The 23,023-nt window shown below is 72.6% G+C and carries 21 protein-coding genes; 7 read left to right on the forward strand and 14 right to left on the reverse strand.

Annotated features, from left to right (window positions below; genetic code table 11):
• Positions 1 to 111: 111 nt before the first annotated feature.
• Positions 112 to 267 (reverse strand): hypothetical protein, encoded by a 156-nt coding sequence (locus tag ACZ4WH_RS16635; protein ID WP_468180928.1) that lies wholly within the window; start codon positions 265 to 267, stop codon positions 112 to 114.
• 95 nt (positions 268 to 362) lie between these two features.
• On the opposite strand from ACZ4WH_RS16635, the gene ACZ4WH_RS16640 reads away from it, so the two are divergent.
• Positions 363 to 1,784 carry an amino acid permease gene (locus ACZ4WH_RS16640; RefSeq protein ID WP_468180930.1) on the forward strand — a complete coding sequence of 474 codons (1,422 nt, stop codon included), beginning with the start codon at positions 363 to 365 and terminating at the stop codon, positions 1,782 to 1,784.
• Here the strand turns inward: ACZ4WH_RS16640 and ACZ4WH_RS16645 are convergent, their stop codons facing one another.
• Positions 1,785 to 2,933: a CapA family protein gene (locus ACZ4WH_RS16645; RefSeq protein ID WP_468180932.1), complete on the reverse strand. Its 1,149-nt coding sequence runs from the start codon at positions 2,931 to 2,933 to the stop codon at positions 1,785 to 1,787. It abuts the gene before it with no gap.
• Between the two features lie 239 nt (positions 2,934 to 3,172).
• Between ACZ4WH_RS16645 and ACZ4WH_RS16650 the strand changes: the two genes are divergently transcribed.
• From ACZ4WH_RS16650 to ACZ4WH_RS16665, 4 genes are all read left to right on the forward strand, one after another.
• On the forward strand, positions 3,173 to 3,721 hold the full coding sequence (locus tag ACZ4WH_RS16650) for a sigma-70 family RNA polymerase sigma factor (RefSeq protein ID WP_468180934.1): 549 nt from the start codon (positions 3,173 to 3,175) through the stop codon (positions 3,719 to 3,721).
• A 148-nt stretch (positions 3,722 to 3,869) separates the two neighbouring features.
• Positions 3,870 to 4,385, forward strand: a complete 516-nt coding sequence (locus ACZ4WH_RS16655) for a hypothetical protein (protein ID WP_468180936.1) — start codon at positions 3,870 to 3,872, stop codon at positions 4,383 to 4,385.
• Positions 4,386 to 4,536: 151 nt separating this feature from the next.
• Positions 4,537 to 5,190, forward strand: a complete 654-nt coding sequence (locus ACZ4WH_RS16660) for a zf-HC2 domain-containing protein (RefSeq protein ID WP_468180938.1) — start codon at positions 4,537 to 4,539, stop codon at positions 5,188 to 5,190.
• Between the two features lie 154 nt (positions 5,191 to 5,344).
• Positions 5,345 to 5,617, forward strand: a complete 273-nt coding sequence (locus ACZ4WH_RS16665) for a hypothetical protein (protein WP_468180940.1) — start codon at positions 5,345 to 5,347, stop codon at positions 5,615 to 5,617.
• Positions 5,618 to 5,649: 32 nt separating this feature from the next.
• On the opposite strand, the gene ACZ4WH_RS16670 is transcribed toward ACZ4WH_RS16665, so the two are convergent.
• The 3 genes from ACZ4WH_RS16670 to ACZ4WH_RS16680 form a co-directional block, all read right to left on the reverse strand.
• A complete protein-coding gene (locus ACZ4WH_RS16670) occupies positions 5,650 to 6,513 on the reverse strand; it encodes an Fpg/Nei family DNA glycosylase (RefSeq protein ID WP_468180942.1) in 864 nt (287 codons plus the stop codon).
• Between the two features lie 61 nt (positions 6,514 to 6,574).
• Complete coding sequence (locus tag ACZ4WH_RS16675; protein WP_468180944.1) at positions 6,575 to 8,659, reverse strand: SpoIIE family protein phosphatase; 2,085 nt, start codon at positions 8,657 to 8,659, stop codon at positions 6,575 to 6,577.
• A 111-nt stretch (positions 8,660 to 8,770) separates the two neighbouring features.
• The gene (locus tag ACZ4WH_RS16680; RefSeq protein WP_468180946.1) at positions 8,771 to 10,405 is read right to left on the reverse strand and encodes a DUF6777 domain-containing protein; all 1,635 of its coding nucleotides are present in this window, start codon (positions 10,403 to 10,405) and stop codon (positions 8,771 to 8,773) included.
• 127 nt (positions 10,406 to 10,532) lie between these two features.
• Here ACZ4WH_RS16680 and ACZ4WH_RS16685 point away from each other — a divergent pair, with 127 nt between their 5' ends.
• A complete protein-coding gene (locus ACZ4WH_RS16685) occupies positions 10,533 to 11,954 on the forward strand; it encodes a lipase maturation factor family protein (protein WP_468180949.1) in 1,422 nt (473 codons plus the stop codon).
• Here the strand turns inward: ACZ4WH_RS16685 and ACZ4WH_RS16690 are convergent.
• Genes ACZ4WH_RS16690 through ACZ4WH_RS16725 form a run of 8 tightly spaced genes read right to left on the reverse strand, consistent with a single transcriptional unit; the run spans position 11,942 to position 19,820 of the window.
• Positions 11,942 to 12,781 (reverse strand): amidohydrolase family protein, encoded by an 840-nt coding sequence (locus tag ACZ4WH_RS16690; protein ID WP_468180951.1) that lies wholly within the window; start codon positions 12,779 to 12,781, stop codon positions 11,942 to 11,944. The genes ACZ4WH_RS16685 and ACZ4WH_RS16690 overlap by 13 nt on opposite strands.
• Positions 12,778 to 13,092 carry an L-rhamnose mutarotase gene (locus ACZ4WH_RS16695; protein WP_468180953.1) on the reverse strand — a complete coding sequence of 105 codons (315 nt, stop codon included), beginning with the start codon at positions 13,090 to 13,092 and terminating at the stop codon, positions 12,778 to 12,780. The genes ACZ4WH_RS16690 and ACZ4WH_RS16695 overlap by 4 nt, the downstream gene beginning before the upstream one ends.
• Positions 13,089 to 14,057, reverse strand: a complete 969-nt coding sequence (locus ACZ4WH_RS16700) for an aldo/keto reductase (protein WP_468180955.1) — start codon at positions 14,055 to 14,057, stop codon at positions 13,089 to 13,091. The genes ACZ4WH_RS16695 and ACZ4WH_RS16700 overlap by 4 nt, the downstream gene beginning before the upstream one ends.
• Positions 14,054 to 14,827, reverse strand: a complete 774-nt coding sequence (locus ACZ4WH_RS16705; RefSeq protein WP_468180957.1) for an SDR family NAD(P)-dependent oxidoreductase — start codon at positions 14,825 to 14,827, stop codon at positions 14,054 to 14,056. Before ACZ4WH_RS16705 ends, ACZ4WH_RS16700 begins: the two co-directional genes overlap by 4 nt.
• Entirely contained in the window at positions 14,824 to 16,200 is a 1,377-nt protein-coding gene (locus tag ACZ4WH_RS16710) for an L-fuconate dehydratase (RefSeq protein WP_468180959.1), read from the reverse strand. The genes ACZ4WH_RS16705 and ACZ4WH_RS16710 overlap by 4 nt, the downstream gene beginning before the upstream one ends.
• Positions 16,200 to 17,225 carry an ABC transporter permease gene (locus ACZ4WH_RS16715; RefSeq protein ID WP_468180961.1) on the reverse strand — a complete coding sequence of 342 codons (1,026 nt, stop codon included), beginning with the start codon at positions 17,223 to 17,225 and terminating at the stop codon, positions 16,200 to 16,202. The genes ACZ4WH_RS16710 and ACZ4WH_RS16715 overlap by 1 nt, the downstream gene beginning before the upstream one ends.
• The gene (locus ACZ4WH_RS16720; RefSeq protein ID WP_468180963.1) at positions 17,218 to 18,744 is read right to left on the reverse strand and encodes a sugar ABC transporter ATP-binding protein; all 1,527 of its coding nucleotides are present in this window, start codon (positions 18,742 to 18,744) and stop codon (positions 17,218 to 17,220) included. Before ACZ4WH_RS16720 ends, ACZ4WH_RS16715 begins: the two co-directional genes overlap by 8 nt.
• Before the next feature lie 11 nt (positions 18,745 to 18,755).
• Complete coding sequence (locus ACZ4WH_RS16725; protein WP_468180965.1) at positions 18,756 to 19,820, reverse strand: sugar ABC transporter substrate-binding protein; 1,065 nt, start codon at positions 19,818 to 19,820, stop codon at positions 18,756 to 18,758.
• Positions 19,821 to 19,984: 164 nt separating this feature from the next.
• On the opposite strand from ACZ4WH_RS16725, the gene ACZ4WH_RS16730 reads away from it, so the two are divergent.
• Positions 19,985 to 20,686 (forward strand): FadR/GntR family transcriptional regulator, encoded by a 702-nt coding sequence (locus ACZ4WH_RS16730; RefSeq protein WP_468180967.1) that lies wholly within the window; start codon positions 19,985 to 19,987, stop codon positions 20,684 to 20,686.
• 253 nt (positions 20,687 to 20,939) lie between these two features.
• On the opposite strand, the gene ACZ4WH_RS16735 is transcribed toward ACZ4WH_RS16730, so the two are convergent.
• Positions 20,940 to 22,967: an endo-beta-N-acetylglucosaminidase gene (locus ACZ4WH_RS16735; protein WP_468180969.1), complete on the reverse strand. Its 2,028-nt coding sequence runs from the start codon at positions 22,965 to 22,967 to the stop codon at positions 20,940 to 20,942.
• Positions 22,968 to 23,023 lie beyond the last annotated feature (56 nt).

Genomic DNA, 23,023 nt, shown 5'->3' on the forward strand with positions numbered 1-23,023 from the left:
CCCCCCCCCCCCCCCCCCCCCCCCCCCCCCCCCCCCCCCCCCCCCCCCCCCCCCCACCCCCCCCCCCCCCCCCCCCCCCCCCCCCCCCCCCCCCCACCCCCCCCGCGATCGTCACCGGCCGTTTGCGGCGACGTACCGCTTGCCGGAGTCGCCGGCTCGCCCTCGCTGGCCGGCTTCGCCGGTGAGCAGACCCGGCACCTCCCGCTCACCGGCCCGCAGCCGGGGTCCGCTGCGCCGCGCGCCGTCCCACCGCTCGGATCCGGACACCCCCGTGGGCCGTGCGTGGCGCCTTCCCTGGGGCTGTCGGCTGGGCCATCATGATCCGCCGTCAGCCGTTTGCCGTCGGCGAAGAGGTGAGGCCCATGGACAGGCTCCGCGCGGGTGAGGGGATTCTCCGGCGCAAACCCATCGAGCACATCGAGGAGACGGAGGTCGGCGAGGGCACCCGGCTGGACAAGTCGCTGGGGCTCTGGCAGCTGACCGCGATCGGTGTGGGCGGCATCATCGGCGCGGGCATCTTCACGCTGGCCGGCACGGTGGCGAACGGCACGGCCGGGCCCGCGGTGCTGGTGTCGTTCCTGATCGCCGGTGTCGCGAGCGCGTGCGCGGCGCTGTCGTACGCCGAGTTCGCGGGGATGATCCCGAAGGCCGGGTCGGCCTACACCTACGGGTACGCGGTGCTCGGCGAGTTCGCTGGCTGGTTCATCGGCTGGGACCTGCTGCTGGAGTACACCGCGATCGTGGCCGTGGTGGCCATCGGCATCTCCGGCTACTTCAGCTTCCTGGTTGAGCAGATGGGCGCCGACCTGCCGCAGTGGATGCTGGGCGCGCCCGGCACCGGGGCCGGGCACCGGATCGACCTGTTCGCGGCGCTGCTGTGCCTGCTGATCGCCTGGCTGCTGACCCAGGGCATCCGCAGCGCGGCCCGCTTCGAGACGTTCGTGGTGGCGCTGAAGGTGCTGGTGGTGCTGTTGGTGATCGGCGTGGGCGTGTTCCACATCAACACGGGCAACTACCGGCCGTTCTTCCCGTTCGGCGTGAGCGGGGCGTTCACCGGCGCCGCGACGGTGTTCTTCGCGGTGTTCGGCTACGACGCGATGTCCACGGCGGCCGAGGAGTCGAAGGACGCCCAGCGGCACATGCCGAAGGCGATCATCTACTCGCTGGTGATCTCCATGGTGCTGTACGTTGCGGCCTGTCTGGTGCTGACGGGCATGCAGAACTACAAGGACATCGACAAGGAGAGCGGCTTCTCCACGGCGTTCAAGTCGGTCGGTCTGGGCGCGCTGGCGGACGTGATCGCGGTCGGCGCGATCATCGGCATCCTCACGGTGATGTTCACGTTCATGCTGGGCGTGACCCGGGTGTGGTTCTCGATGTCCCGGGACGGGCTGCTGCCCCGGTGGTTCGCGAAGACGCACCCGACGCGGCACGTGCCGACCCGGGTGACCTGGATCGTCGGGCTGGCCTCGGCCGTCATCGCCGGGTTCGTCCCGATCGGCGAGGCGGCCGAGCTGACCAACATCGGCATCCTGCTGGCGTTCGTCGTGGTGTGCGCGGCGGTGATCGTGCTGCGTTACCGGCAGCCGGAGCTGCCGCGCACCTTCCGGACGCCGGGGATGCCGGTCGTGCCCGCGCTGGGGGTCCTCTTCTCGATCTGGCTGATCACGTTCCTCCAGTGGCAGACCTGGGTGCGGTTCGCGGTGTGGTTCGCGATCGGCTGTGGGATCTACTTCGGCTACTCCTACCGCCGCTCGGTGCTGGCGGAGCGGCCGGCCCCGTAGTCACTCCGCCATGACCAGGCCGTCCTGCCCGGCGCCCCGGCTGAGCACCACGTCCCTGATCCGGTCGCGCACCCCCTCCAGTTCGGCGCCCTGGGCGATGGCCTTGTTGAGGTCGACGACCCGGCCGGCGTCGAGGTCGTACAGCTGCGGGACGAACTCGGCCTTGGTGACCCGCCAGGGCTCGCCCGGGCGGGCCGGCGGGGCGAAGGTGAAGCGGCCGAGGGTGGACTCGTTGCCCCGCGGGTCCTGGGCGCCCTCGCCGTTGTACATCTCGCCGGCGATCTGGTCGCCCATCCCGTAGATCACCCAGGTGCCGTTGACCTTCTCGTAGGCCTGCGGGACGTGGGCGTGGGTGCCGAGGATCAGGTCGATGTCCGGGCGGCCGGCCGTGGCCGAGGCGGTGAGCCGCTGGGCGAGGGTGAGCTGCTGCCGGTCGGGTTCGTCCTGCCATTCGGTGCCCCAGTGCACGGAGACCACGACCACGTCGGCGCCGGCCCGCCGGGCGGCGCGGGCGTCGGCGGCCATCCGGTCGGCGTCGATCAGGTTGACCGCCCAGGGCTGTCCGGGCGGCAGCGCGTTGCCGTTGGTGCCGAAGGTGTACGACAGATGGGCGACCTTGGCGGAGCCCGCCCGCAGGAGCGTGACCGAGCGGGCCTCGGCCTCGTCGCGGGCGGTCCCGGCGTGCCGGAGGCCGACCCGGTCCATGGCGTCGAGGGTGCGCCGGATGCCGGCGGCGCCGTCGTCCAGGGCGTGGTTGGAGGCGGTGGAGCAGCCGTCGTAGCCGGTGGCGGCGAGGCCCTGGGCGATCTGCGGCGGGGACTTGAAGTCGGGGTAGCCGGCGTAGTCGCCGTCGGCGCCGTAGACGGTCTCCATGTGACACAGCGCCAGGTCGGCGCGGGATACGACCGGTTGGACGCCGGCGAGCATCGGGCGGAAGTCGTGGCCGCTGCCGCCGGCGTCGAAGGAGGCGCGCTCGATGACGGAGGTGTGCGGCAGCACGTCTCCGGAGGCGACGAGGGTGAAGCCGTCGGCGGCGGCGGGCGCCGAGCGTCCCTCCGTGCCGGACTCCCGGTGCTGGTTCTGGCAGGCGGCTCCGGCCGCGAGGACGGCGGTCAGGGCCAGGGCCACCTGCTGTCTGCGTCCGATCATCAACTCACCCCAGGATTGTCGTATATACAGACGAAGCCGTGACGGGCATATGGGTATGAATCTGAAGAGTCGGATAAACAGTCCAGGAGCTGTCCTTAGCCCGTCCGGGGTCCTGACGTACCGCTCGCCCGGGTGCTGACGTACCGCTCGTCCGACCGTTCGCCGACGCGTTCGACCGTCCGTCGCACAACCGGGTCCGCCCTCTGTCCGCCGGCCGCGCCCTGCGCTGCCATACGGCCATGACGGCCGGAACCTCACTCACCCCCGGGACGACGACCGCCGAGCACGAGCTGGCCGCGCTCCAGCGCGAGCACGGCGGACCCCTGTTCGCCCTGCTGTTCAGGCTCTGCGACGGAGACCGGCAGCGCGCCGAGGACCTCGCCCAGGAGACCCTGGTGCGCGCCTGGCAGCATCCCGAGGCCCTGCACGCCGACGGCTTCGACTCGGTACGGCCCTGGCTGCTCACCGTGGCCCGGCGGCTCGCGATCGACGCCCGGCGGGCCCGGCAGGCGCGCCCCCCGGAGATCTGCGACGAGGTCCCCGAGAACGCGCGGGTGACCGCCGACCACGCCGAGCGGGCCGCCGCGATGCTCGACGTCCGGGAGGCTGTGAAGACACTCACGCCGGAACACCGTGACGTGCTGGTACTCGTGTATTTCCGCGGGGCCACTGTGGCGGAAGCGGCGCAGACCCTGGGGATTCCACCCGGTACCGTGAAATCCCGCGCGTACTACGCGTTGCGCGCCCTGCGCCGGGTCCTTCCGGGTTATGCGGCCGACCTGCGCTGAAACCGGAAGCCTGGTCAAACCTCGGTAAAGCGCCTTGCTGTGGGCCCCGTTCGGGCATGGGCTGTCCTCATCCGCGTTCCGGCGGGGACCGGGGCGCAGTCCCGACGGGCTCGGGCGACGCGCACGCACCGGAGGAAGGCAGGAAGGGATGCTGCACAGAGGTCACGAGAGCACGGACGGCGCCGACGGCGGTGAACTGGCCGTTCCGATGGCCTGGTTGTACGCCGAGTACATCGCCGACGAGCTGCTGCGCACCGGCGATCTGATGCCACCGACGTCCTTCGAGTTCCGGGCCGGCCGGGACGCGCTGGCGCTGACCGTCTTCCTGTCCGACACCGACGGGGAGCTGTCCGGCATCCGGGTGATCTCCCAGCTGGAGAACTGGCTGTCGCTGACCGCCTACGACCAGCCGTGGCAGGACTGGGTGCGCGAGCGCATGGCCGAGCTGACCGAGCGGGCGGCCGGCTCCCGCGCGCCCTGCCCGGACCTGGCGCTGGCCGAGGACGCCTGGCGCTGGCTGGAGGAGACCGAACTGCTCGCGCCGGACCTGGACGCGGTGCCGGGCGGCGGAGCGGTGTTCGGGGAGGACGACGGGCCGAAGGTGTGGACCCCGGCCTGGCGGCTGGGGCTGCCTCTCGGGCACCTCGCGATCCACCTCTTCTGAACCTTCCGGAATTCACACCAATCCGCGGGCCGGGCCGCTCCGAATCTCTTGTCCGCGATTCTGTGCGCGGCTTGAGTGATTCGGCGGTCGGCTGCGTACGGGTGGGAGCAAGGAGTAACCCCACCCGCACCCATCGGCACGAGGATTCGGCATGAGGTCCCTGGAAAGGCATCGCGACGTCGGCGCGTACGCGCTCGGCGTGCTGGACGAGGCGGAGGCCTTCCGCTTCGAGGACCACCTCATGGAGTGCCCTCAGTGCGCGGCACACGTGACCGAATTCGGGGCCACGACCCGGCAGTTGATGCTGTACCGCCGCGCCACGCCGCGCTTCGTGCACCCCATGGCACAGCCCGGCCCACGGCTGCTGGACCGACTGCTCGGCGAGCTGGCGCGCCTGCGGCGGACGCGGCGCCGCCGGACGCTGTACGGCCTGGCCGCCTCGGTGGTGCTGGCCGTGGCGGGTCCCGGGATCGTGGCGTTCGCCGGCCACACCGACCCGGCCGCGCAGGTCGCCGCGGCGACCGATCCGGACACCGGGGTGTGGGCGCGGGTCACCTCGGCGGACCAGGACTGGGGCAGCGATCTGCGACTGGAGGTCAAGGACGCCTCCGGGGCGCACACCTGCCGGCTGGTCGCGGTCGGCCGCGACGGCACGGAACAGGTCGTCGCCGGCTGGACCAACGCGGACGACGGCACCCGGGCCACCACCACGATGGGCGCCGCAGCGATGCACCCGGACCAGATCGCCCGCTTCGAGATCCGGACCACGGACGGGAAACGGCTGGTCACGGTACGGGCACGGTAACCGCACCCCCTGCACACCGCGGCGCTCTTCGTCCACCTCGCCTCCCTGGTGCTCGGCTTCGGCGCCGTCCTGGCCGCCGACTTACCACGCCCTGCTCTGGCTGACCGGCCGGTGCTCCCTGACGGAGGCCCTGAACGGCACCCACCGGCCGCACGTGCCGATCTGGTCCGGACTCGCCGGGCTGGTGGCCAGCGGCGTCCTGCTCCACCCCGACCTGGGCGCCACCCTCACCCGGATCAAGCTCGCCCTGGTGCTCGGGCTCACCCTCAACGGCCTCCAGGCCGGACTGCTCGCCCGGCGCATGCGGGCGCGGCGGGGCGGGTCGGTCGCGCCGCGCCTGCTCGCCTGGGGCGTCGCCACGGCTCTCGTGTCCCAGGTGTGCTGGTGGGGAGCGGTGGTCATCGGCTTCCGCGACAGCCAGCGCTGAGCGCGGCGCTCATCTCAGCAGCTCAGCCCTGGTCATTTCAGCAGGCGGGACAGCCGGCGGTCGGCCAGGGGCTTGCCGCCCGTCTGGCAGGTGGGGCAGTACTGGAGCGAGGAGTCACTGAAGGAGACCTCGCGGATGGTGTCACCGCACACCGGGCAGGGATCGCCCGTGCGGCCGTGGACACGCAGGCCGCTCTTCTTCTCCGCCTTCAGCCGTCCGGCGGCCACCCCCCGGGAGCGCTCGACCGCCTCGGTGAGCGTGTCGCGCAGCGCCTCGTACAGGCGGTGGGTCTCCTCCGGGGTGAGGGAGGCGGCGAGCTTGAACGGGGACATCTTCGCGGCGTGCAGGATCTCGTCGCTGTAGGCGTTGCCGACGCCCGCGATCAGCGACTGGTCGCGCAGGGCACCCTTCAGCTGCCGCCGTTCACCCTGGAGCAGGGCGGCGAAGCGGTCCTCGTCGAAGTCGCCGGCGAGCGGATCGGGGCCGAGACGGGCGACGCCGGGCACCTCCTCCGGGTCGCGGACGACGTACACGGCGAGGCGTTTCTGGGTGCCGGCCTCGGTCAGGTCGAAGCCCTCGCCGGTCTCCAGCGCCACCCGCAGCGCCAGCGGGCCCTTGCCGGGCTTCGGCGGGCCGTCCGGCAGCCGGTCCTTCCACTGGAGCCAGCCCGCGCGGGCCAGATGGGCCACCAGATGCAGCCCGGCGTCCGTCTCGACGTCCAGGAACTTGCCGTGCCGGCGCACGGCCGTCACCTCCGCTCCCTCGATGGCGGTGACCGGAGGGTCGTACGTCTTCAGGACGCTGATGGCCACGGGCAGCACCCGCACCACCCGCCGTCCGACCAGGTGCTCGGTGAGGAAGTCCGTCAGCGCTGCTACCTCGGGCAGTTCGGGCATACGTCCAGAGTGCCATCCGGCACCGACAACGCCTCCCCCGCCGTCCCGCCCGGACCGGTGGCTACGGCACCCGGAACTCGCACCACACCGCCTTGCCGCCGCCCCGCGCCTCCACGCCCCAGCTGTCGGAGAGCCGTTCCACCAGGACCAGACCGCGGCCGGACGCGCCGATCTCGCCCGCGTCGCGGCGCCGCGGCAGGGCGCTGGAGCAGTCCTCGACCTCGATGCGCAGCCTGTGGTCGCCGCCGTCCAGGGCCCGCAGGGTGACGATCGCGGAGCCCTCGGTGTGCATCAGCGCGTTGGTGATCAGCTCGTCGGCGACCAGCTCGATCTCGTCGGCGAGGTCGTGGGCGCCCCAGGCGCGGACCGCGCCCTGGATCATGTGCCGGGCCTGGGTCAGGGCTTCCGGGTCACCGGGCACCACATGCTGCCGGAGCCGGCCGCCGGCCCGCGTGGCCTCCGGGGCGCGGCGGCGCAGCAGGAGCAGGGCCACGTCGTCGTCGCCACCCCGCTCCTCGGCCAGCTGGATCAGCCGGTCGGCGAGATCGCGCACCTCGTGAGGGCCGTCGCAGACGAGCGCCACCAGGCCGCGCATGCCGTCGTCCAGGTCGGCGCCGGGCTGTTCGACCAGCCCGTCGGTGCACAGCAGCAGGGTGTCGCCGGGATCGAGCTCGAGGGTGGCGACGGGATACTCCAGCCGCCCGAACTCGGCGGACAGGCCGAGCGGCAGCCCGCCCTCGACGGGGACCCGGGTACAGCTGCCGTCGCTGTGCCGCACCAGCGGGTCGATGTGCCCGGCGCGGACCACCTGGACGACTCCGGTGGACAGGTCCGCCTCGGCGTACAGGCAGGTGGCGAACCGGTCGGTGTCGAGTTCGTGCAGGAAGACGGAGGCGCGGGCCATCACGGTGGCCGGGGTGTGGCCCTCGGCGGCGTAGGCGCGCAGCACGATCCGCAGCTGGCCCATGACGGCCGCCGCGTGCGTGTCGTGGCCCTGCACGTCCCCGATGACCGCGCCGACCCGGCCTCCCCCGGAGGGGCTGCCGCCAGGCAGCGGGATCAGGTCGTACCAGTCGCCGCCGACGTCCCGGCCCAGGGCGGCCGAGCGGTAGCGGACCGCGACGTCGGCACCGCGGACGCTGGGGATGGTGCGGGGCAGCATGGCCTGCTGGAGGCCCTGGGCGAGGTCCTTCTCCTCTTCGTAGAGCATGGCCCGCATGAGGCTCTGCGCGATGCTGCTGCCCAGCGCGACCAGGACGGCGCGCTCCTCGGCGGAGAAGCCGCGCCGGTCGTCGTAGAGCAGGCCCATCGCGCCGATCGGGCGGGCCTGGGCGATCAGGGGCAGGTAGGCGGCCGAGGTGATGTGCAGGTCGGTGAGGTGCGGCCAGAGGATCGGGTAGCCGTCGGCGAACTCCTGGGGCGATTCGATGAACCGGGGGCTGAGCGTGCGGACGACCTCGCTCATCGGGTACGGCTCGTCGATCCGGGTGACGCGGGTCCCCGGGACGAAGCTGCCCACTGGGCCCTCGGCCACCAGCCGGATCCGGCCCGCCTCCACCAGGCCCATCACCAGGCTGGCCGCGCCGAGATGCCGGATGCCGTGGGTGTCCTTGAGGACGTCGATGACGTCCTGGACGCTGCGGGCGTGCGCGAGCGCGGCGGAGATGACCTGGACGACGCTGGTCTGCTGCCGGAAGGCCTCGTCCTGGGCGGCCCGGAGACTGCGGGCCGCGCCGTCGGCGAGTTCCTCGGTGGCGTCGCGGACGATGCCGACGACCCGGCGGGGGCGGCCGGTGTCGTCGCGCCGGATGTAGCCCTGGGTGTGCGTCCAGCGCATGGTGCCGTCGCGGCAGCGGATGCGGAAGTAGGCGCCGTAGTTCTCGCTGCCGTCCTTGATCGCCCGGGCGACCTCCGCGTCGAGCCGGGCGGCCTCCGGCGGCGGCACCCGGACGGCCAGGGTCTCCGGGCGCCCGTCGTACTCCTCGGGCAGCAGGTCGAACACCTCGAAGGCCTGGGCGTCCATGTGGAACAGACCGACGTCCAGGTCCCAGTCGAAGCTGCCCATGCGGTTCAGCGCGAGGATCGGGTCCGGGTGTGCGGGCCAGTCCTCCGGGAGTGACAGGGCGCTCGCTCCCCGATCGGCCATGGGCCCACCTTGCCAGGAACCGGCCGATTCTTCGACTTGATCGGTGACACGAGGGGCCGCTGGGGGCGGCTGGTCTCCCCGGCGACGGTCCCGGCGACACCGGGTCCGCGCTCAGCCGCCGGGTTCTCCGGAGGGGCGGGCGGGGACGGTACCGGGCGTGCCCGGCGCGGTGCCGGACCGGGCGGCGGGCGGGCCGTCCGGGATCATGCCGCCACCGTCGGGGAGGTCCGGGAGGTCGGGCACGCTGGGCGGTCCGGTGTCGGCGGAGGCGTCCAGGTCGCTCAGGCCGGTGAGGCTCAGGCCGGTGAGGCTCAGGTCGGAGGTGTCTGGATCAGAGGTGCCCGGATTGGACGCCCTCGGGTCGGAGCCGGCCGAATCGGAAGCGCCCGGATCGTAGGCGCCCAGGTTGAAGGCGCTCGGATCGTAGGCGCTGGGATCAAAGGCCCCCGGATCGGAGGCGCTCGGATCGTAGGTGCTGGGATCAAAGGCCCCCGGATCGGAGGCGCTGGGGTCGGAGGCCCCCGGATCAGAGGTACCTGGATCGGAGGCCACCGGATCAGAGGTACCTGGATCGGAAGCCCTCGGATCGGAAGCCCTCGGATCGGCGGCCCTCGGATCGGCGGCGCCCGAGTCGGAGCCGCCCGGTTCCGAGGGGGCCACCGAGAGGTCGAGGGAGAGATCGCGGGCCAGATCGGGAACGGGATCGGGATCGGGGGCGTCCTCGGCGGGCGGCGGCTCCTGCGCCGTCGTCCCGGGGTTCCGGTCCGCGAGCCCGCTGGCGCCGTCCGGGGGATCGCTACGGGCGTCCGGCACCGCGGAGCCGGGCGGGGACGGCTGCGTGCCGGCCGGGGACCGCTGCGTGCCGGGCGGGGACGGCGACGCGGCCGGGGCGTTCTCGCGCGGGCTGGGCCGGCCGGTGACCCGCGGTCCGGCGTCCGGCGGGTCGGACGGGGCCGGGCTGGGGGCGGTCTGCGCGGGCGGGGACACGACCCGGTCCCGGCGGACGTCGTGGCCGACCCGGCGCTCGATCCAGGTACGGGTCGCCGCGTCGACGATCGTGATGCTCGTGACGGCCCGGGGCGCCGGGGCCACCACGATCACCTGGTTCGGCTGGTAGCCGGCCCAGGGGGTGCCACGGGCCCCGGCCCCGCCACGGGTCGGCGCGGGCGGCTTGAGCGGGTTGCCGCAGGCGCAGCGCACCCGGGGCACGCCCCGGTCGTCGACGAGGACGGCGGTGCCGGCCTGGAGCACGGCCTGGTAGCGGGCCGCCCGACGGTCGCGGTAGCCGTGGTTGGTGACGCGGGTGTCGGCGCCCAGGACGACCGGGGTCAGGCCGCGCAGATAGCCGGGGAGCGCCGACCGGCTGACGCCGGCCACCTGGGCGAAGGCGTCGGCCTTGGCCTCGTCCGCCGCCAGATGGCCGATGTGCCGCTCGACGTCACAGGCGGCGACGTGCGAGGTGCCCCGGTACAGGCCGGGTGTGGCGCCGGACACGGTACGGGCCGCGCGCAGGGGTGCCTCGACGTCGCCGGGCTGGACCCTGGCGGTGCCATGGGGGGACTCCGGCCTGGGGGTGCCGGTGTCCGTGGCGGCGGTGAAGGGCTCGGGCCCCCGGTCGGTGGCGGCCTCCAGGAGGACCATCTCGCCCGCCCTGTCCTGCTTGACACCGGCGCCCGCGCAGCCCCCGGCGAGGAGCGCCACCGAGAGCGCCCAGGCCGCGACGATGGATCGGGTGGGTATCCGCACCGCACACTCCGCATCACTGTGGGTGATTACGCCCTATTGTTGGCATTGCTCAGGTTTGGCTGGCAACTCGGGGAACGCCGTGACGACAGCGGCGCCGGTGTCGCCGCACAGGAGGGCGCGCACAGCCGTGGACTGGTTCACCGCACCCGACTACTGGCTGAGCCGGCTGGTCTTCCAGCGGGCTCTGGCCGCCGTGTACCTGGTCGCGTTCCTGACGGCGGCCCTCCAGTTCCGGGCCCTGCTGGGCGAGCGCGGGATGCTGCCGATCCCCCGCTTCCTCGCCCGGGCGCGGTTCCGGTACGCCCCGAGCCTGTTCCATCTGCACTACTCCGACCGCTTCTTCGCGGCCTGCGCCTGGACGGGCTGCGGGGTCTCCGCGGCCCTGCTGGCCGGGGCGGACTCGGTGCTGCCGCTGTGGGCCGGGATCCTGCTGTGGCTGGTGCCGTGGGCGCTGTATCTGTCGATCGTCAACGTGGGCCAGACGTGGTACGCGTTCGGCTGGGAGTCGCTGCTGCTGGAGACGGGTTTCCTGGCCGTGTTCCTCGGCAACGGCGAGGTGGCGCCGCCGGTCGTCGTGCTGTTCCTGCTGCGCTGGGTCCTGTTCCGGGTGGAGTTCGGCGCCGGGCTGATCAAGATGCGGGGCGACGCCTGCTGGCGGCAGCTGACCTGCCTGGACTACCACCACGAGACCCAGCCGATGCCGGGCCCGCTGAGCTGGTTCTTCCACCATCTGCCGAAACCGCTGCACCGGGCGGAGGTGGCCGCCAACCACGTCACCCAGCTGGTCGTGCCGGTTCTGCTGTTCACCCCGCAGCCGATCGCGTCGGCCGCCGCCGCGCTGACGATCGTCACCCAGCTGTGGCTGGTGCTCTCCGGCAACTTCTCCTGGCTGAACTGGATCACCATCGTGCTGGCCCTGCCCGCGCTCCAGTTGCCGACGACCGCGCCGTCGGTGCCGTCGGCGCCGCTGTGGTACGAGGTGCTGGTGCTCGCGGTCGCCGCGCTGCTGCTCTTCCTGAGCTACCGCCCGGTGGTGAACATGATCTCCCGCCGCCAGGTGATGAACCGCTCGTTCGACCCGCTGCACCTGGTGAACACCTACGGCGCGTTCGGCAGCGTCAGCCGGGTCCGCTACGAGGTGGTGGTGGAGGGCACGCTGGACGACACGCCGCACGCGGACTCGGACTGGCGGGAGTACGCCTTCAAGGGCAAGCCCGGCGATCCCCGGCGCTGGCCGCGCCAGTTCGCCCCCTACCATCTGCGCCTGGACTGGCTGATGTGGTTCGCGGCGCTGTCGCCGGCCTATGCCGGGGAGTGGTTCGGCGGCCTGGTGGAGCGCCTGCTGGAGAACGACCGGGACACGCTGCGGCTGCTGCGCCGCTGCCCGTTCCCGCCGGACACCCCGCCGAGGTATGTGCGGGCCCGGCTGTTCCGGTACCGGTTCACGACCTGGCGGGAGCTGCGGGAGACGGGGGCGTGCTGGGAGCGGACGTTCGTGCGGGAGTATCTGCCGCCGACGCGGCTCGCGGGCGTGGTTCAGAGGTCGTAGACACGGGTCGCGGTGGTTTCGAACAGCGCCGTGCGCTCCGCCTCGCCGAGCCCTGCCGTCACCTCCCGGGTGAGCGCGTGGACGTCGGTGTACGTCATGGCCAGGGTGCACACCGGCCAGTCCGAGCCGGTCATCAGCCGGTCGGGGCCGAAGGCGTCCAGGGCGGTGTCGACGTACGGGCGCAGGCCGGCGGGGTTCCGGGTGTCCGGGCCGGCCTCGGTGACCAGGCCGGAGAGTTTGGCGACGGTGTTGGGCAGCGCGGCGAGGGCCCGCAGGCCGGCGGTCCAGGACGCGCGGTCCCCGGAGGCGATGGGCGGCTTGCCCAGGTGGTCGAGGACGAAGGTGAGCTGTGGCAGGGCCCGGGCCGCCGCCGCGCAGGCCGGGAGCTGGTGGGGCTGGACCACGAGGTCGTAGACCAGGCCGGCGTCGGCCACGGCGGTCAGGCCGCGCAGGACGTCGGGCCGCAGCAGCCACTCGGGGTCGGGTTCGCTCTGCACCTGGTGCCGGATGCCCTTCAGGAAGGAGCCTCCGGGGAGCGCGCGCAGCCGGGCGAGTTCGTCGGCGATGTCGGGGCGGGTGAGGTCGGTCCAGCCGACGACTCCGGCGATCAGGTCGTGTCCGGCGGCGAGGGCGAGGAACTCGGGGGTCTCCTCGGGCACGGTGATCGTCTGAACGAGGACGGTACGGTCGACTCCGACGGCCCGGGCCTCGGGTTCCAGGTCGGCGAGGGCGAAGTTCCGGCGCAGCGGCTGGAGTTCGGGGCCCTGGATCCAGTCCTGGTCGCGGACGGTGAGGTCCCAGACGTGGTGGTGGGCGTCCACGCTCATGGCAGCTCCCACACGATCGGCAGGGTCGCGGCCGCACCCTCGTCGGAGTAGTCGTGCGTCACGTCGAGCAGGTCCGCCATCCGGGTCTGCCAGGCCATGTTGACCGGGAGCCGTTCCAGCTCGGCGAGGAGGCGGGCGTAGTCCGCGCACTCCAGGACGTGGAACAGGTCCGTGCCGCTGCGCCAGATGGTCCAGGAGGTGGCTCCGGCGGCGCGGACGGCGTCGGTGAGGTCCTTCGGGACCGCGCGGTGGGCGGCCTCGTACTCCTCGATCCGGTCCGCGCGGACCTTGGTGTGCAGGGCGACTCTCATGACGGTTCCTCCGGGGGCAGCAGACCGGTCGCGCGCAGTTCCCGCCAGAAGGCGTCCGGCACCGGCGCGGCGAACTGGTCGGCGCAGTCGTGGACTTCGGCCGCCGAGCGGGCGCCGGCCAGGACGCTCGCCACGGCCGGGTGGGCGGAGCAGAAGGCCAGGGCGGCGGCCCGCAGGGTGGTGCCGTGGCGCTCGGCGACCTCCTTGATACGCAGCGCCCGGTCCAGCAACTCCGCAGGTGCCTGGGCGTAGTTGTACGTCGGGTGGCGTGTCGGATCGGCCAGCAGGCCGGAGTTGAAGGCGCCGCCGATGACCACCGACACGCCCCGCCGTACCGCCTCGGGCAGCAGCTCGACGGCCGCGCTCTGGTCGAGGAGGGTGTACCGGCCCGCGCAGAGCACCACGTCGACGTCCGTGTCACGGACGAACCGGGCCAGCATCTCCGCCTGGTTCATGCCCGCGCCGATGGCGCCCACCACGCCCTCCGAGCGGAGCTTCTCCAAAGCCGGGTAGCCCTCGCGGAAGGCCTCTTCGGCGTGGTCGTCGGGGTCGTGGAGGTAGACGACGTCGACCCGGTCGAGGCCGAGACGTTCCAGGCTCGCCTCCAGGGTGCGGCGGATGCCGTCGGCGGTGAAGTCCCAGACGCGGCGCCGGGTGGCGGGTACGGCGAAGCCGTGGGCCAGGTCGTCGCCGGTGCCGTCGGCCGGCTCCAGGCGGCGGCCGACCTTGGTGGAGACCGTGTAGTCGCCGCGGTCGTACTCCCGCAGGGCCGCGCCGAGGCGGCGTTCCGACAGGCCGAGGCCGTAGTGGGGTGCGGTGTCGAAGTAGCGGATGCCACGCTCCCAGGCCGCCCGTACGGCCGCGTGCGCCTGCTCGTCGCTGACCGGGGTGTAGAGGTTGCCGAGGGCGGCGACGCCGAGGCCCAGGGAGGTGACCTCGACGCCGCCGCGGCCCAGGGGGGTCACCGGTCCGCCGCCGGCCGCAGCCGCAGGCCCTGCATGCCGCCGTCGACGGCGAGGGCGGTGCCGGTGGTGGCGCCGGAGAGCGGGCTGGCCAAGTAGGCGATGGCGCCCGCGACTTCGGCGGCGGAGACCAGCCTTCCGGTGGGCTGGCGGGCCTCCAGGGCGGCGCGTTCGGCGGCCGGGTCGTCGGCCGCGTCCAGCAGCCGGCCGATCCAGGGGGTGTCCGCCGTACCGGGGTTGACGCAGTTGACGCGGATGCCCTCGCGGACGTGGTCGGCGGCCATGGCGAGGGTCAGGGAGTACACGGCGCCCTTGGTGGCGCTGTAGAGGGCGCGCTGGGGCAGGCCCGCGGTGGCCGCGATGGAGCAGGTGTTGACGATCGCCGCGGTGCCCGGACGGGCGGTGGCGGCGCGGCGCAGGTACGGCAGGCAGGCGCGGGCGGTGCGGACCATGCCGAGGACGTTGACGTCGAAGACGTGCCGCCACTCGGCGTCGTCGTTGTCCTCGACGGTGCCCTGGGCGCCGACGCCCGCGTTGTTCACGAGGATGTCGATCCCGCCCAGCGCCTCGGCCGCGTCCTGTACGGCCGTACGCACCGAGGTGTCGTCGGTGACGTCGGCGCGCAGCCCGAGGAGCGGCTTCTCCACCGTGGACGGGTCCAGGTCGAGGACGGCGACCTGGGCGCCCCGAGCGGCGAGGAGGTCGGCGGTGGCCCGGCCGATGCCGGACGCACCGCCGGTCACCAGGGCCCTCAGTCCCGCGAAGTCGCTCATGCGGCCTGTCCCTTCTGGGTGTCGGGGTCGGCGGCCCAGTAGGTGCCGCCGGGGAACGTGTACCGCGCGAGGGACTCCGGGCGCAGGGCGGCGGAGAAGCCGGGCGCGGTGGGTGCCGTGTAGTGGCCGTCGCGGATGACGACCGGGGTGACGAAGTGCTCGTGGAGATGGTCGACGTACTCGATGACCCGGTCCTCGGTGCTGCCGGAGACCGCCAGGTAGTCGAACATCGACAGGTGCTGGACGAGTTCGCACAGGCCGACCCCGCCCGCGTGCGGGCAGACGGGGACGCCGAACTTGGCCGCGAGCAGCAGGATGGCCAGGTTCTCGTTGACCCCGCCGACGCGGGCCGCGTCGATCTGCACGATGTCGAGGGCGCCGGCCTGGAGCATCTGCTTGAACACGATCCGGTTCTGTACGTGTTCGCCGGTGGCGACCTTCACGGGGCCGACCGCGCGGCGGATCGCGGCGTGGCCGAGGACGTCGTCGGGGCTGGTGGGCTCCTCGATCCAGTACGGGCCGAACTCGGCCAGGGCGTTGGTCCAGCGGATCGCCTCGTCCACGTTCCAGCGCTGGTTGGCGTCGATCGCCAGGCGGATCTCCGGTCCGACGACGGCGCGGGCCACCCGGCAGCGGCGGATGTCGTCGTCGAGGTCGGCGCCGACCTTCAGCTTGATCTGCCGGAAGCCGTCGGCGACGGCCTGGGCCGCGAGCCGGCCGAGCTTGTCGTCGTCGTAGCCGAGCCAGCCCGGGGAGGTGGTGTAGGCGGGGAAGCCGCGTTCCAGGAGCCGGGCCCGGCGCTCCTCGGCGCCCGCTCTGCCGCGCCTGAGCAGGTCGAGGGCCTCCTCGGGGGTGAGGGCGTCGGTGATGTACCGGAAGTCGATCTGCCGGACCAGCCACTCGGGTTCGGCGTCGGCGAGCAGCTGCCACAGCGGCTTGCCGGCCCGCCGGGCGGCGAGGTCCCAGGCGGCGTTGACGACGGCCCCGATCGCCATGTGCATCACGCCCTTCTCGGGGCCGAGCCAGCGCAGTTGGCTGTCGGCGATCAGGTCCCGGAAGAGCGAGCCGGGGTCGGCACACAGTTCCTCGACGTCGCGGCCCAGCACATGGCCCCGCAGCGCGTCGATCGCGGCGACCTGGACGTCGTTGCCCCGCCCGATGGTGAAGGTGAATCCGTGTCCCTCCAGCCCGTCGGCGGCGTCGGTGCGCAGGACGACGTAGGCCGCCGAGTAGTCGGGGTCCGGGTTCATCGCGTCGGAGCCGTCCAGCTCGCGCGAGGTGGGAAAGCGGATGTCGTGGGTGTCGACCGCGATGACACGGGCGGGGGCGTCGGACACGGATGCCCTTTCTGCTGAAGGAAGGTGACGGTTCATCAGTCCTGGGCGCGGCCCGTCGTCACACGGGCGATCATCAGGGCGACGAGGATGATGCCGCCGTAGATGGCCTGGATCCAGAACGACGGCACCTGGGCGAGGGTGAGCAGGTTCTGCACGACGCCCAGGAGGAGGACGCCGGTCAGGGCACCGAACATGGTGCCCTTGCCGCCGTCCAGACTGATGCCGCCGATCACCGCCGCCGCGAACACGGTGAAGATCATGTTCTGGCCCTGGTTGGCGCTGATCGCGCCGACGTAGCCCGTCTGCATGATGCCGCCGACGGAGGCGAGGACACCGGCGACGACGAACACCCCGAGCATCACGCGCTCCACGCGGATGCCCGCGGCGCGGGCGGCCTCCGCGTTGCCGCCGATGGCGTACAGGGCGCGGCCGACGCGGTGGTACTTGAGCACGCCCCCGGTGACGGCGAAGGCGACCGCGGCGAGCCACACGGACATCGGGATGTTCAGGAAGGTGGTGGTGGCCAGCGAGGAGAAGCTGTCGGGCATGCCGAACAGGGTCTTGCCCTTGGTGGCACCGACCAGCAGCCCGCGCAGCACGATGAGCATCGCCAGGGTCACGATGAACGCGTTGAGCTTGAACTTCACGACCAGAACGCCGTTGAAGGCACCGACGGCCGCGCCGGCGACGAGGATCGCGAGCAGGGCGACCGGGGCCGGGAACTCGGTGCCCCAGCCGGCCTGCGCCGAGGGCAGGACGAGGAGCGCCCCGACGGCGGGCGCGATGCCGACGACCGACTCCAGCGACAGGTCGAACTTGCCGGTGATGAGCACCAGCGACTCGGCGAGCACCACCATGGCGAGGGCGGCCGAGGCGCCCAGGATCGAGATCAGGTTCCGCTCGGTGAGGAACGAGTCGTTGACCACGGCGCCCAGCACCATGAGCAGCAACAGGGCTGGTACGAGGGCGAGTTCACGGGCGCGGCGGAGCAGCACCGCCCGGGCCGCCCGCTGGTCGGGAAGGCGGGGCGAGGTGAGCGGCGGGGCCTTGGTGTCAGCCATGGTCCACTCCTTCGATGGAGGCGATCAGCTCGTGGTCGCGCCAGCCGGCCGGGTGCTCGGCGACGATGCGGCCGTGGAAGAGGACGAGGACGCGATCGCAGCGGCGCAGATCGTCGAGTTCGTCGGAGACGACGAGCACGGCCGTGCCGTCCTCGCGGGCGCTGTCCATGCGGGCCAGCAGGGACTCCTTGGACTTCACGTCGACACCCGCCGTGGGGTTGATCAGGATGAGCAGGCGGGGGTCGGAGGCCAGCGCGCGGGCCATGACGACCTTCTGCGCGTTGCCGCCGGACAGGTCGGAGACGGGCTGTCCGGGGCCCTCGGTGCGGATGTCGAGGCGCTCGATCAGCTCGGTGGCGAAGCCGCGTCTGCGGTCGGTGCCGACGAAGCCGAAGCGGCCGAGCCGGTCCAGGACGCTGAGGGTGGTGTTGTCGCCGACGGTCATGCCGGGGACCAGGCCCTGCTCGTGCCGGTCGCGGGGCACACAGCCGACGCCCGCGTCCAGCGCCGCCCGCACGTCGCCGAACGGCAGCCGCTCGCCTTCCAGCAGGGCCGATCCGCCGGCCGGGGTGTGCAGTCCGGCGAGGGTCTCGGCCAGCTCGATCTTGCCGCTGCCGCTGATCCCGGCGAGTCCGACGACCTCACCGCGGCGGACGGTGAGGTCGATGCCGTCGTACGCGGTGGAGGTGAGGCCGCGGACGTCGAGCACGACCGGGGCGGCGTCGGTCACCGTGGCGCGGGACTGCGCGTGCTCGGCGATCGACTCCCCCGCCATGGCCTCCACCAGCGCCGCCCTGGGCAGCTCGGCGACGGGAGCCGTCGTGATCCAGCGGGCGTCCCGCAACACGGTGACGGTCTGGCAGACCTCGTACACCTCTTGCAGATGGTGGGAGATGAACAGAAAGGTCACTCCGGAGTCCTGGAGCGCGCGCATCCGGCTGAACAGCCGCTCGATCTCCCGGTTGTCGAGCTGGGCGGTGGGTTCGTCCAGCACGATGAACCGGGCGCCGAAGCTCAGCGCGCGGGCGATCTCCACCATCTGGCGGTCCTCGACCTTGAGGTCGGCGGTACGGGTCTCCGGGTCGACGTGGACGTCCCAGGTGGCGAGGAGGCCGGCGGCCTCGGTGCGCAGCCGGCGCCAGCTGATCAACCCCCGTGCCTGCGGCTGCCGGTTGAGGAACAGGTTCTCCGCGACCGTCAGCTCCGGTACGACCGTGGGCTTCTGGTACACACAGGCGACCTTGCGGCGCCAGGCGTCCCGGTCGGCGAGCGGGGGCGCGGGCTCGCCGTCGAAGCGGACGGTGCCCGCGTCCGGTGCCTGGAGGCCGGTGAGGATGTTCACCAGGGTGGACTTGCCGGCGCCGTTGCGGCCGACGAGGGCGTGGGACTCGCCGGGCAGTACGGTCAGCCGGCCGTCGGCGAGGGCGACCGTGGGACCGTACCGCTTGACGATGTCCGTGGCTTCGACCAGGGGCGTGGCTTCGGCCAGTGACGTCGTGCCGACCGGTGGGGTGCTCATCGGACCGTGACTCATCGGACCGTGTTGCCCCACAGCTCGGGGTCGTCGACGTTGTCCTTGGTGACCAGCGGGGCGGGCAGCTGGTCCTCCAGGATGCCGCTGGGCAGCTTGACGATCGTGGAGTCGTGGTCGGTCGGGCCGGGCTTGAACTTCTTCCCCTCCATCGCCGCCTTGATGTAGTACAGGCCGTACTTGGCGTAGGCGTCGGCAGGCTGTGAGACGGTGGCGTCGATCTGGCCCTTGCGGATGGCCTCGTACTCCTGCGGGATGCCGTCGTTGGACACGATCGCGATGTGCCCCTTCTGCCCGGCCGTCCTGAGCATGTTCTTCGACTTCAGGGTCTGAAGGGTCGGGGCGAGATAGACACCGCCCGCCTGGAGGTAGATGCCCTTGATGTCGGGGTTGGCGTTGAGGAGGGTGTCGAGCTTGGCGGCGGCGGTGTCGGACTCCCACTTGGCGGGGATCTCCAGCACCTTGAGCTTCGGGTACTTCTCCTTCACGCAGGACCGGAACGCCTCGGAGCGGTCGCGGCCGTTGACCGAGGCCAGGTCGCCCATGATCTGTACGACCTTGCCGCTGCTCACGTGCTGCCCGAGGTAGTCGCAGGCCTTCTTGCCGTAGGCGACGTTGTCGGCGCGCACCACCATGGCGACCTTGCCCTTGTCGGGCGCGACGTCCACGGCGACGACCGGCACGCCCTTGCGTTCGGCCTGGTCGAGTCCGGCCTGGATGGCGGCGCTGTCCAGCGGGGCGACGACCAACCCCTTGACGCCCTGGTTGAGTTCGTTGTCGATGTCGGTGATCTGCTGCGAGGGGTCGCTGTTGGAGTTGACCGTCTTCAGCACCTCGACGCCCTCGGACTTGGCCATCTTGGGCACGTAGTCGTTGTACGACTGCCAGAACGGGGAGGTCAGCAGCGGCAGGATCACGCCGACCTTGCCGGTGCCGCCGCTTCCCGTGCTCGCGGTGTCCTTGGTGCTGCCGCAGGCGGCGAGCACGAGCGAGGCGCCGACGGCCAGGGCCGCCACGCCGATGATCCGGGACCTGCTGCGTTCGCTCACTGTGCTGGCGGGCATCTCGCGGCTCCTCGGGGAGGGGGTTCGAGCAGACGACCGCATACTTATCAGACCACTCCGGGGGCAGAACACCCTCGTGCAGCGAAAATTCCGGCTGCGGACGCATAGTGGTCGGACCACTCGGCTGGCTAGACTGCGACGCACCCGGTGACTGGAGGAGTGGCGTGGACGAGGCAGCCCCGCAGAAGGGCACGGTGACCCAGCGCGCCATCGAGGAGATCAAGGCGCTGATCGCCGGGGGCCGGCTGGAGCCGGGCGAGCGGCTGCCCACCGAGCGGGAACTCGCGGCTCAGCTGGGCATCTCGCGCAGCTCGATGCGGGAGGCGATCCGCGCGCTGACGGTCATGGGCGTCCTCGAGGCCCGGCACGGCTCCGGGATCTACGTCACCGCGCTGGAGGCCGGCGACCTGCTGGAGAGCTTCGGCGTGGTCGCCGACCTGTCCCGGGGCCCGCGTCTGGTGGAACTGCTGGAGGTGCGCCGCATCCTGGAGTCGACGGCGACCGCGCTGGCCGCCGCACGCATCACCGACGACCAACTGACCGCCGTGGAGAAGCACTTGGCGGCCATGAACGCCACCGACGACCCCGAGGAGATCCTCGCCCACGACCTCGCCTTCCACCGGGAGATCGCGTCCGCCGCCGGCAACGAGACCATGGCCGCCATCCTGGACGGTCTGTCCTCGCGCACCTTCCGGGCCCGCGTCTGGCGCGGCTACCAGGAGGAGGGCGCCTTCGCCCGCACCCGCCGCGAACACGCCGCCATCCACCGCGCCCTCGCCGCCCACGACCCGGAGGCGGCCCGGGCGGCGGCAGCGGCCCACGTGGGCGAGGTGGAGGAGTGGCTGCGGGCCCAACTCGGCGGCTAGCCCGCACCCCCACTCCGTTCAGGCCCTCCGGAGCCGCAGTGTCATCAGCCCGCCTGAAGCGTGTCGTGGACGAACATGTCCGCCCCGCCGTGTACCCGGGTCGGTGCCGCTGGAGGTCGCGGTGCGGCATGCGCCGGGCGAGCCGGCCCCGGTCGAGGAGGGCCTGGCCGCCGAGCCCCTCGCGGACGCGGCGACCGGATCACCGTCCGCCTGCGCCCCTTCCCGCTCGGGCGCTCCCTGCGGTCCCGGGTGACTACCAGGGATGGGTCACGGTCACGGGGGTCGAGGCGTTGTACAGCTCCCCCACCGCGCGCAGTTCGAATCGTGCGGCCGTCTCCCCCTGTTCGGGCCGCTGGCCGGCGAGGAAGTAGGCGCGCTGGCCGGTGGCGCCGAGGAAGCGGCGGGTGCCGTCGGGGAGGAGGCGGTGGACGGTGTAGTGGCGGACGGCGCCGGGGGCGGCGGTCCAGGCGAGGCGGAGGTCGCCGCCGTTCGCCGCGGTGACGCGGGCGCCGGAGGGGGCGGCGGGGGCGGTGACGGTGTCCCGTACGGCCAGGCCGCCCAGCCGCCAGCGGACCGGGCCCTCGGTCGCGGTGAGCCGGATGCCGAGGGCGTGGACGGTGCCGGAAACACCTGTGAGCGGCACGGTCACGGTCTGCCAGCCGTTGACCGACCGCACCCGCGCTCCGTTGTTGACCGGGTTCACAGCCAGATATGTGTACGGCGGTGTCGCCCCCGGCGCGCTCGGTTCGGCTGTCGCCACCGCCAGCTCGACGTTCACCTCCCCAGACTCGCTCCGGGACGTCAGCTCGACAACCGTGTTCACACCGATCGGCAGCCTGGTCGCGTACAGATCCACGACCGCTGGTTGATCCAGTTCACCCGCGACCAGCACACTGCTCCCGCCCCGCCAGGCGTCGGCGAAGTCGAAGGAGACCGCAGGCCGCTCCCCCGCCGTGCGGACCGCCCACCGCCGCGACGGCAGCCGGTCCTGGAGCCCGAGGTGGTTCCAGGGTGCCTCCGAGGTGACGGCCCCCTCCTCGTACCACCGCAGTCCGTGCCCGGTGTTGAACACGCTCGCGAACGGCACCGAGGTCACCGTCGACCGGTCCGCCACGGACACCGCCGGCGCCCGCCATGGATCGCTCGTGTCCGGCCGTGACGGGTCCAGCGACCGCCCGGTCCAGAACCTGTCGTCGGCCGCGTGGAAGTTCTCGGGGGCGCGCTGGTCGGCGGGCAGGTGGTTGCGGGTCCACTCGGGCCGGTAGAGGCCGATCGAGGTGACGTGCGGCTTGCCGGTCGGCACGATCGCGTCCCAGTTCACGGACGTACCGGACCCGTTGGACTCGACGTCGACGCCCGCCCACAACTCGTAGCGGCTGCGCCCCAGTTGGTCCGCCTTCGTGCCGGAGGCGGCGAGGGTGGCCGCGCTCCACCGGAAGTCCACGAACATGTCGTCGGCGGCCTGGAAGAACGCCTGGTTCTGGCTGTCGAGGGCGCCCTGCCAGCTGACGGTGCCGTTCACGGTCATCGCGTCGTACCAGGTCACCCGTTGCCCCTTGGCCGCCGCGAGTGCCTTCAGCTCCTTGACGAAGCCCAGCATGGCCGTGCCGAGCGCGGTGTTGCCGCCGCTGGTCTCGGCGTTGACGAACCAGCCGTCGAAGCCGTACGCCGCCGCGACGGCGACGAGTTGAGCGGCGAGCGGGTAGTGGCCGGTGGCGTCCTTCTGCACCAGGTCCCGGGTCCACTGGAGTTGTCCGCCGTAGGCCACGGGGGGCAGGAAGATGTTTCCGAGGACGGGGACGCCGTGCCGGTGGGCCGCGTCCACGATGGGCGCGTTCGGGGCGAGGATCAGGCCTTCGCCGGCCGAGCCGCCCCAGAACACGAGTTCGTCGATGTAGGCCCAGTGGGTCAGGGCGTAGTAGTCGGCGGTGGCCGAGCCCTGGGAGGGGTTGGCGGAGGTGGGCCCGAAGGAGACGAGGGCCTGGACGCGGGCCTGTCCGGAGCGGGCGGTGGTGTTCGCCGGGGTCGGGGTGAAGCGGGCGGCGAGGGGTACGGAGGCGGCGTTGAACGCGAGGTCGGGGTCGTCGGCGGCGCGCCAGCTCTTCAGGCTGCGCCAGGTGATGCCGGGGCCGGGACTGCCGGCGGGCAGCGAGTCCGGGTACCAGTAGGAGGCGTACGGCGGGGTCGCGGCGGCGGCTCGCGGGGCCGCCTGCGCGGGCAGCGCGGGGGTCAGGGCGGCGGTGCCGGCGGCGATCAGGACCGTGCGTCTGGTGGGGTTCACGAGCGGAGGCCTCCATGAGGGATGGGATGTACCTGCTGTGACGGCGTCGCCGTGAC

Source organism: Streptomyces sp. NPDC029138 (genome assembly GCF_055564375.1).

Excerpts from the sequence above, each read along its gene's own strand:
- ACZ4WH_RS16640 (WP_468180930.1), top strand. The coding sequence starts at position 363 with ATGGACAGGCTCCGCGCGGGTGAGGGGATTCTCCGGCGCAAACCCATC.
- ACZ4WH_RS16645 (WP_468180932.1), bottom strand. The coding sequence starts at position 2,933 with ATGATCGGACGCAGACAGCAGGTGGCCCTGGCCCTGACCGCCGTCCTC.
- ACZ4WH_RS16650 (WP_468180934.1), top strand. The coding sequence starts at position 3,173 with ATGACGGCCGGAACCTCACTCACCCCCGGGACGACGACCGCCGAGCAC.
- ACZ4WH_RS16655 (WP_468180936.1), top strand. The coding sequence starts at position 3,870 with ATGCTGCACAGAGGTCACGAGAGCACGGACGGCGCCGACGGCGGTGAA.
- ACZ4WH_RS16660 (WP_468180938.1), top strand. The coding sequence starts at position 4,537 with ATGAGGTCCCTGGAAAGGCATCGCGACGTCGGCGCGTACGCGCTCGGC.
- ACZ4WH_RS16670 (WP_468180942.1), bottom strand. The coding sequence starts at position 6,513 with ATGCCCGAACTGCCCGAGGTAGCAGCGCTGACGGACTTCCTCACCGAG.
- ACZ4WH_RS16675 (WP_468180944.1), bottom strand. The coding sequence starts at position 8,659 with ATGGCCGATCGGGGAGCGAGCGCCCTGTCACTCCCGGAGGACTGGCCC.
- ACZ4WH_RS16690 (WP_468180951.1), bottom strand. The coding sequence starts at position 12,781 with ATGAGCGTGGACGCCCACCACCACGTCTGGGACCTCACCGTCCGCGAC.
- ACZ4WH_RS16695 (WP_468180953.1), bottom strand. The coding sequence starts at position 13,092 with ATGAGAGTCGCCCTGCACACCAAGGTCCGCGCGGACCGGATCGAGGAG.
- ACZ4WH_RS16705 (WP_468180957.1), bottom strand. The coding sequence starts at position 14,827 with ATGAGCGACTTCGCGGGACTGAGGGCCCTGGTGACCGGCGGTGCGTCC.
- ACZ4WH_RS16710 (WP_468180959.1), bottom strand. The coding sequence starts at position 16,200 with ATGAACCGTCACCTTCCTTCAGCAGAAAGGGCATCCGTGTCCGACGCC.
- ACZ4WH_RS16715 (WP_468180961.1), bottom strand. The coding sequence starts at position 17,225 with ATGGCTGACACCAAGGCCCCGCCGCTCACCTCGCCCCGCCTTCCCGAC.
- ACZ4WH_RS16720 (WP_468180963.1), bottom strand. The coding sequence starts at position 18,744 with ATGAGCACCCCACCGGTCGGCACGACGTCACTGGCCGAAGCCACGCCC.
- ACZ4WH_RS16725 (WP_468180965.1), bottom strand. The coding sequence starts at position 19,820 with ATGCCCGCCAGCACAGTGAGCGAACGCAGCAGGTCCCGGATCATCGGC.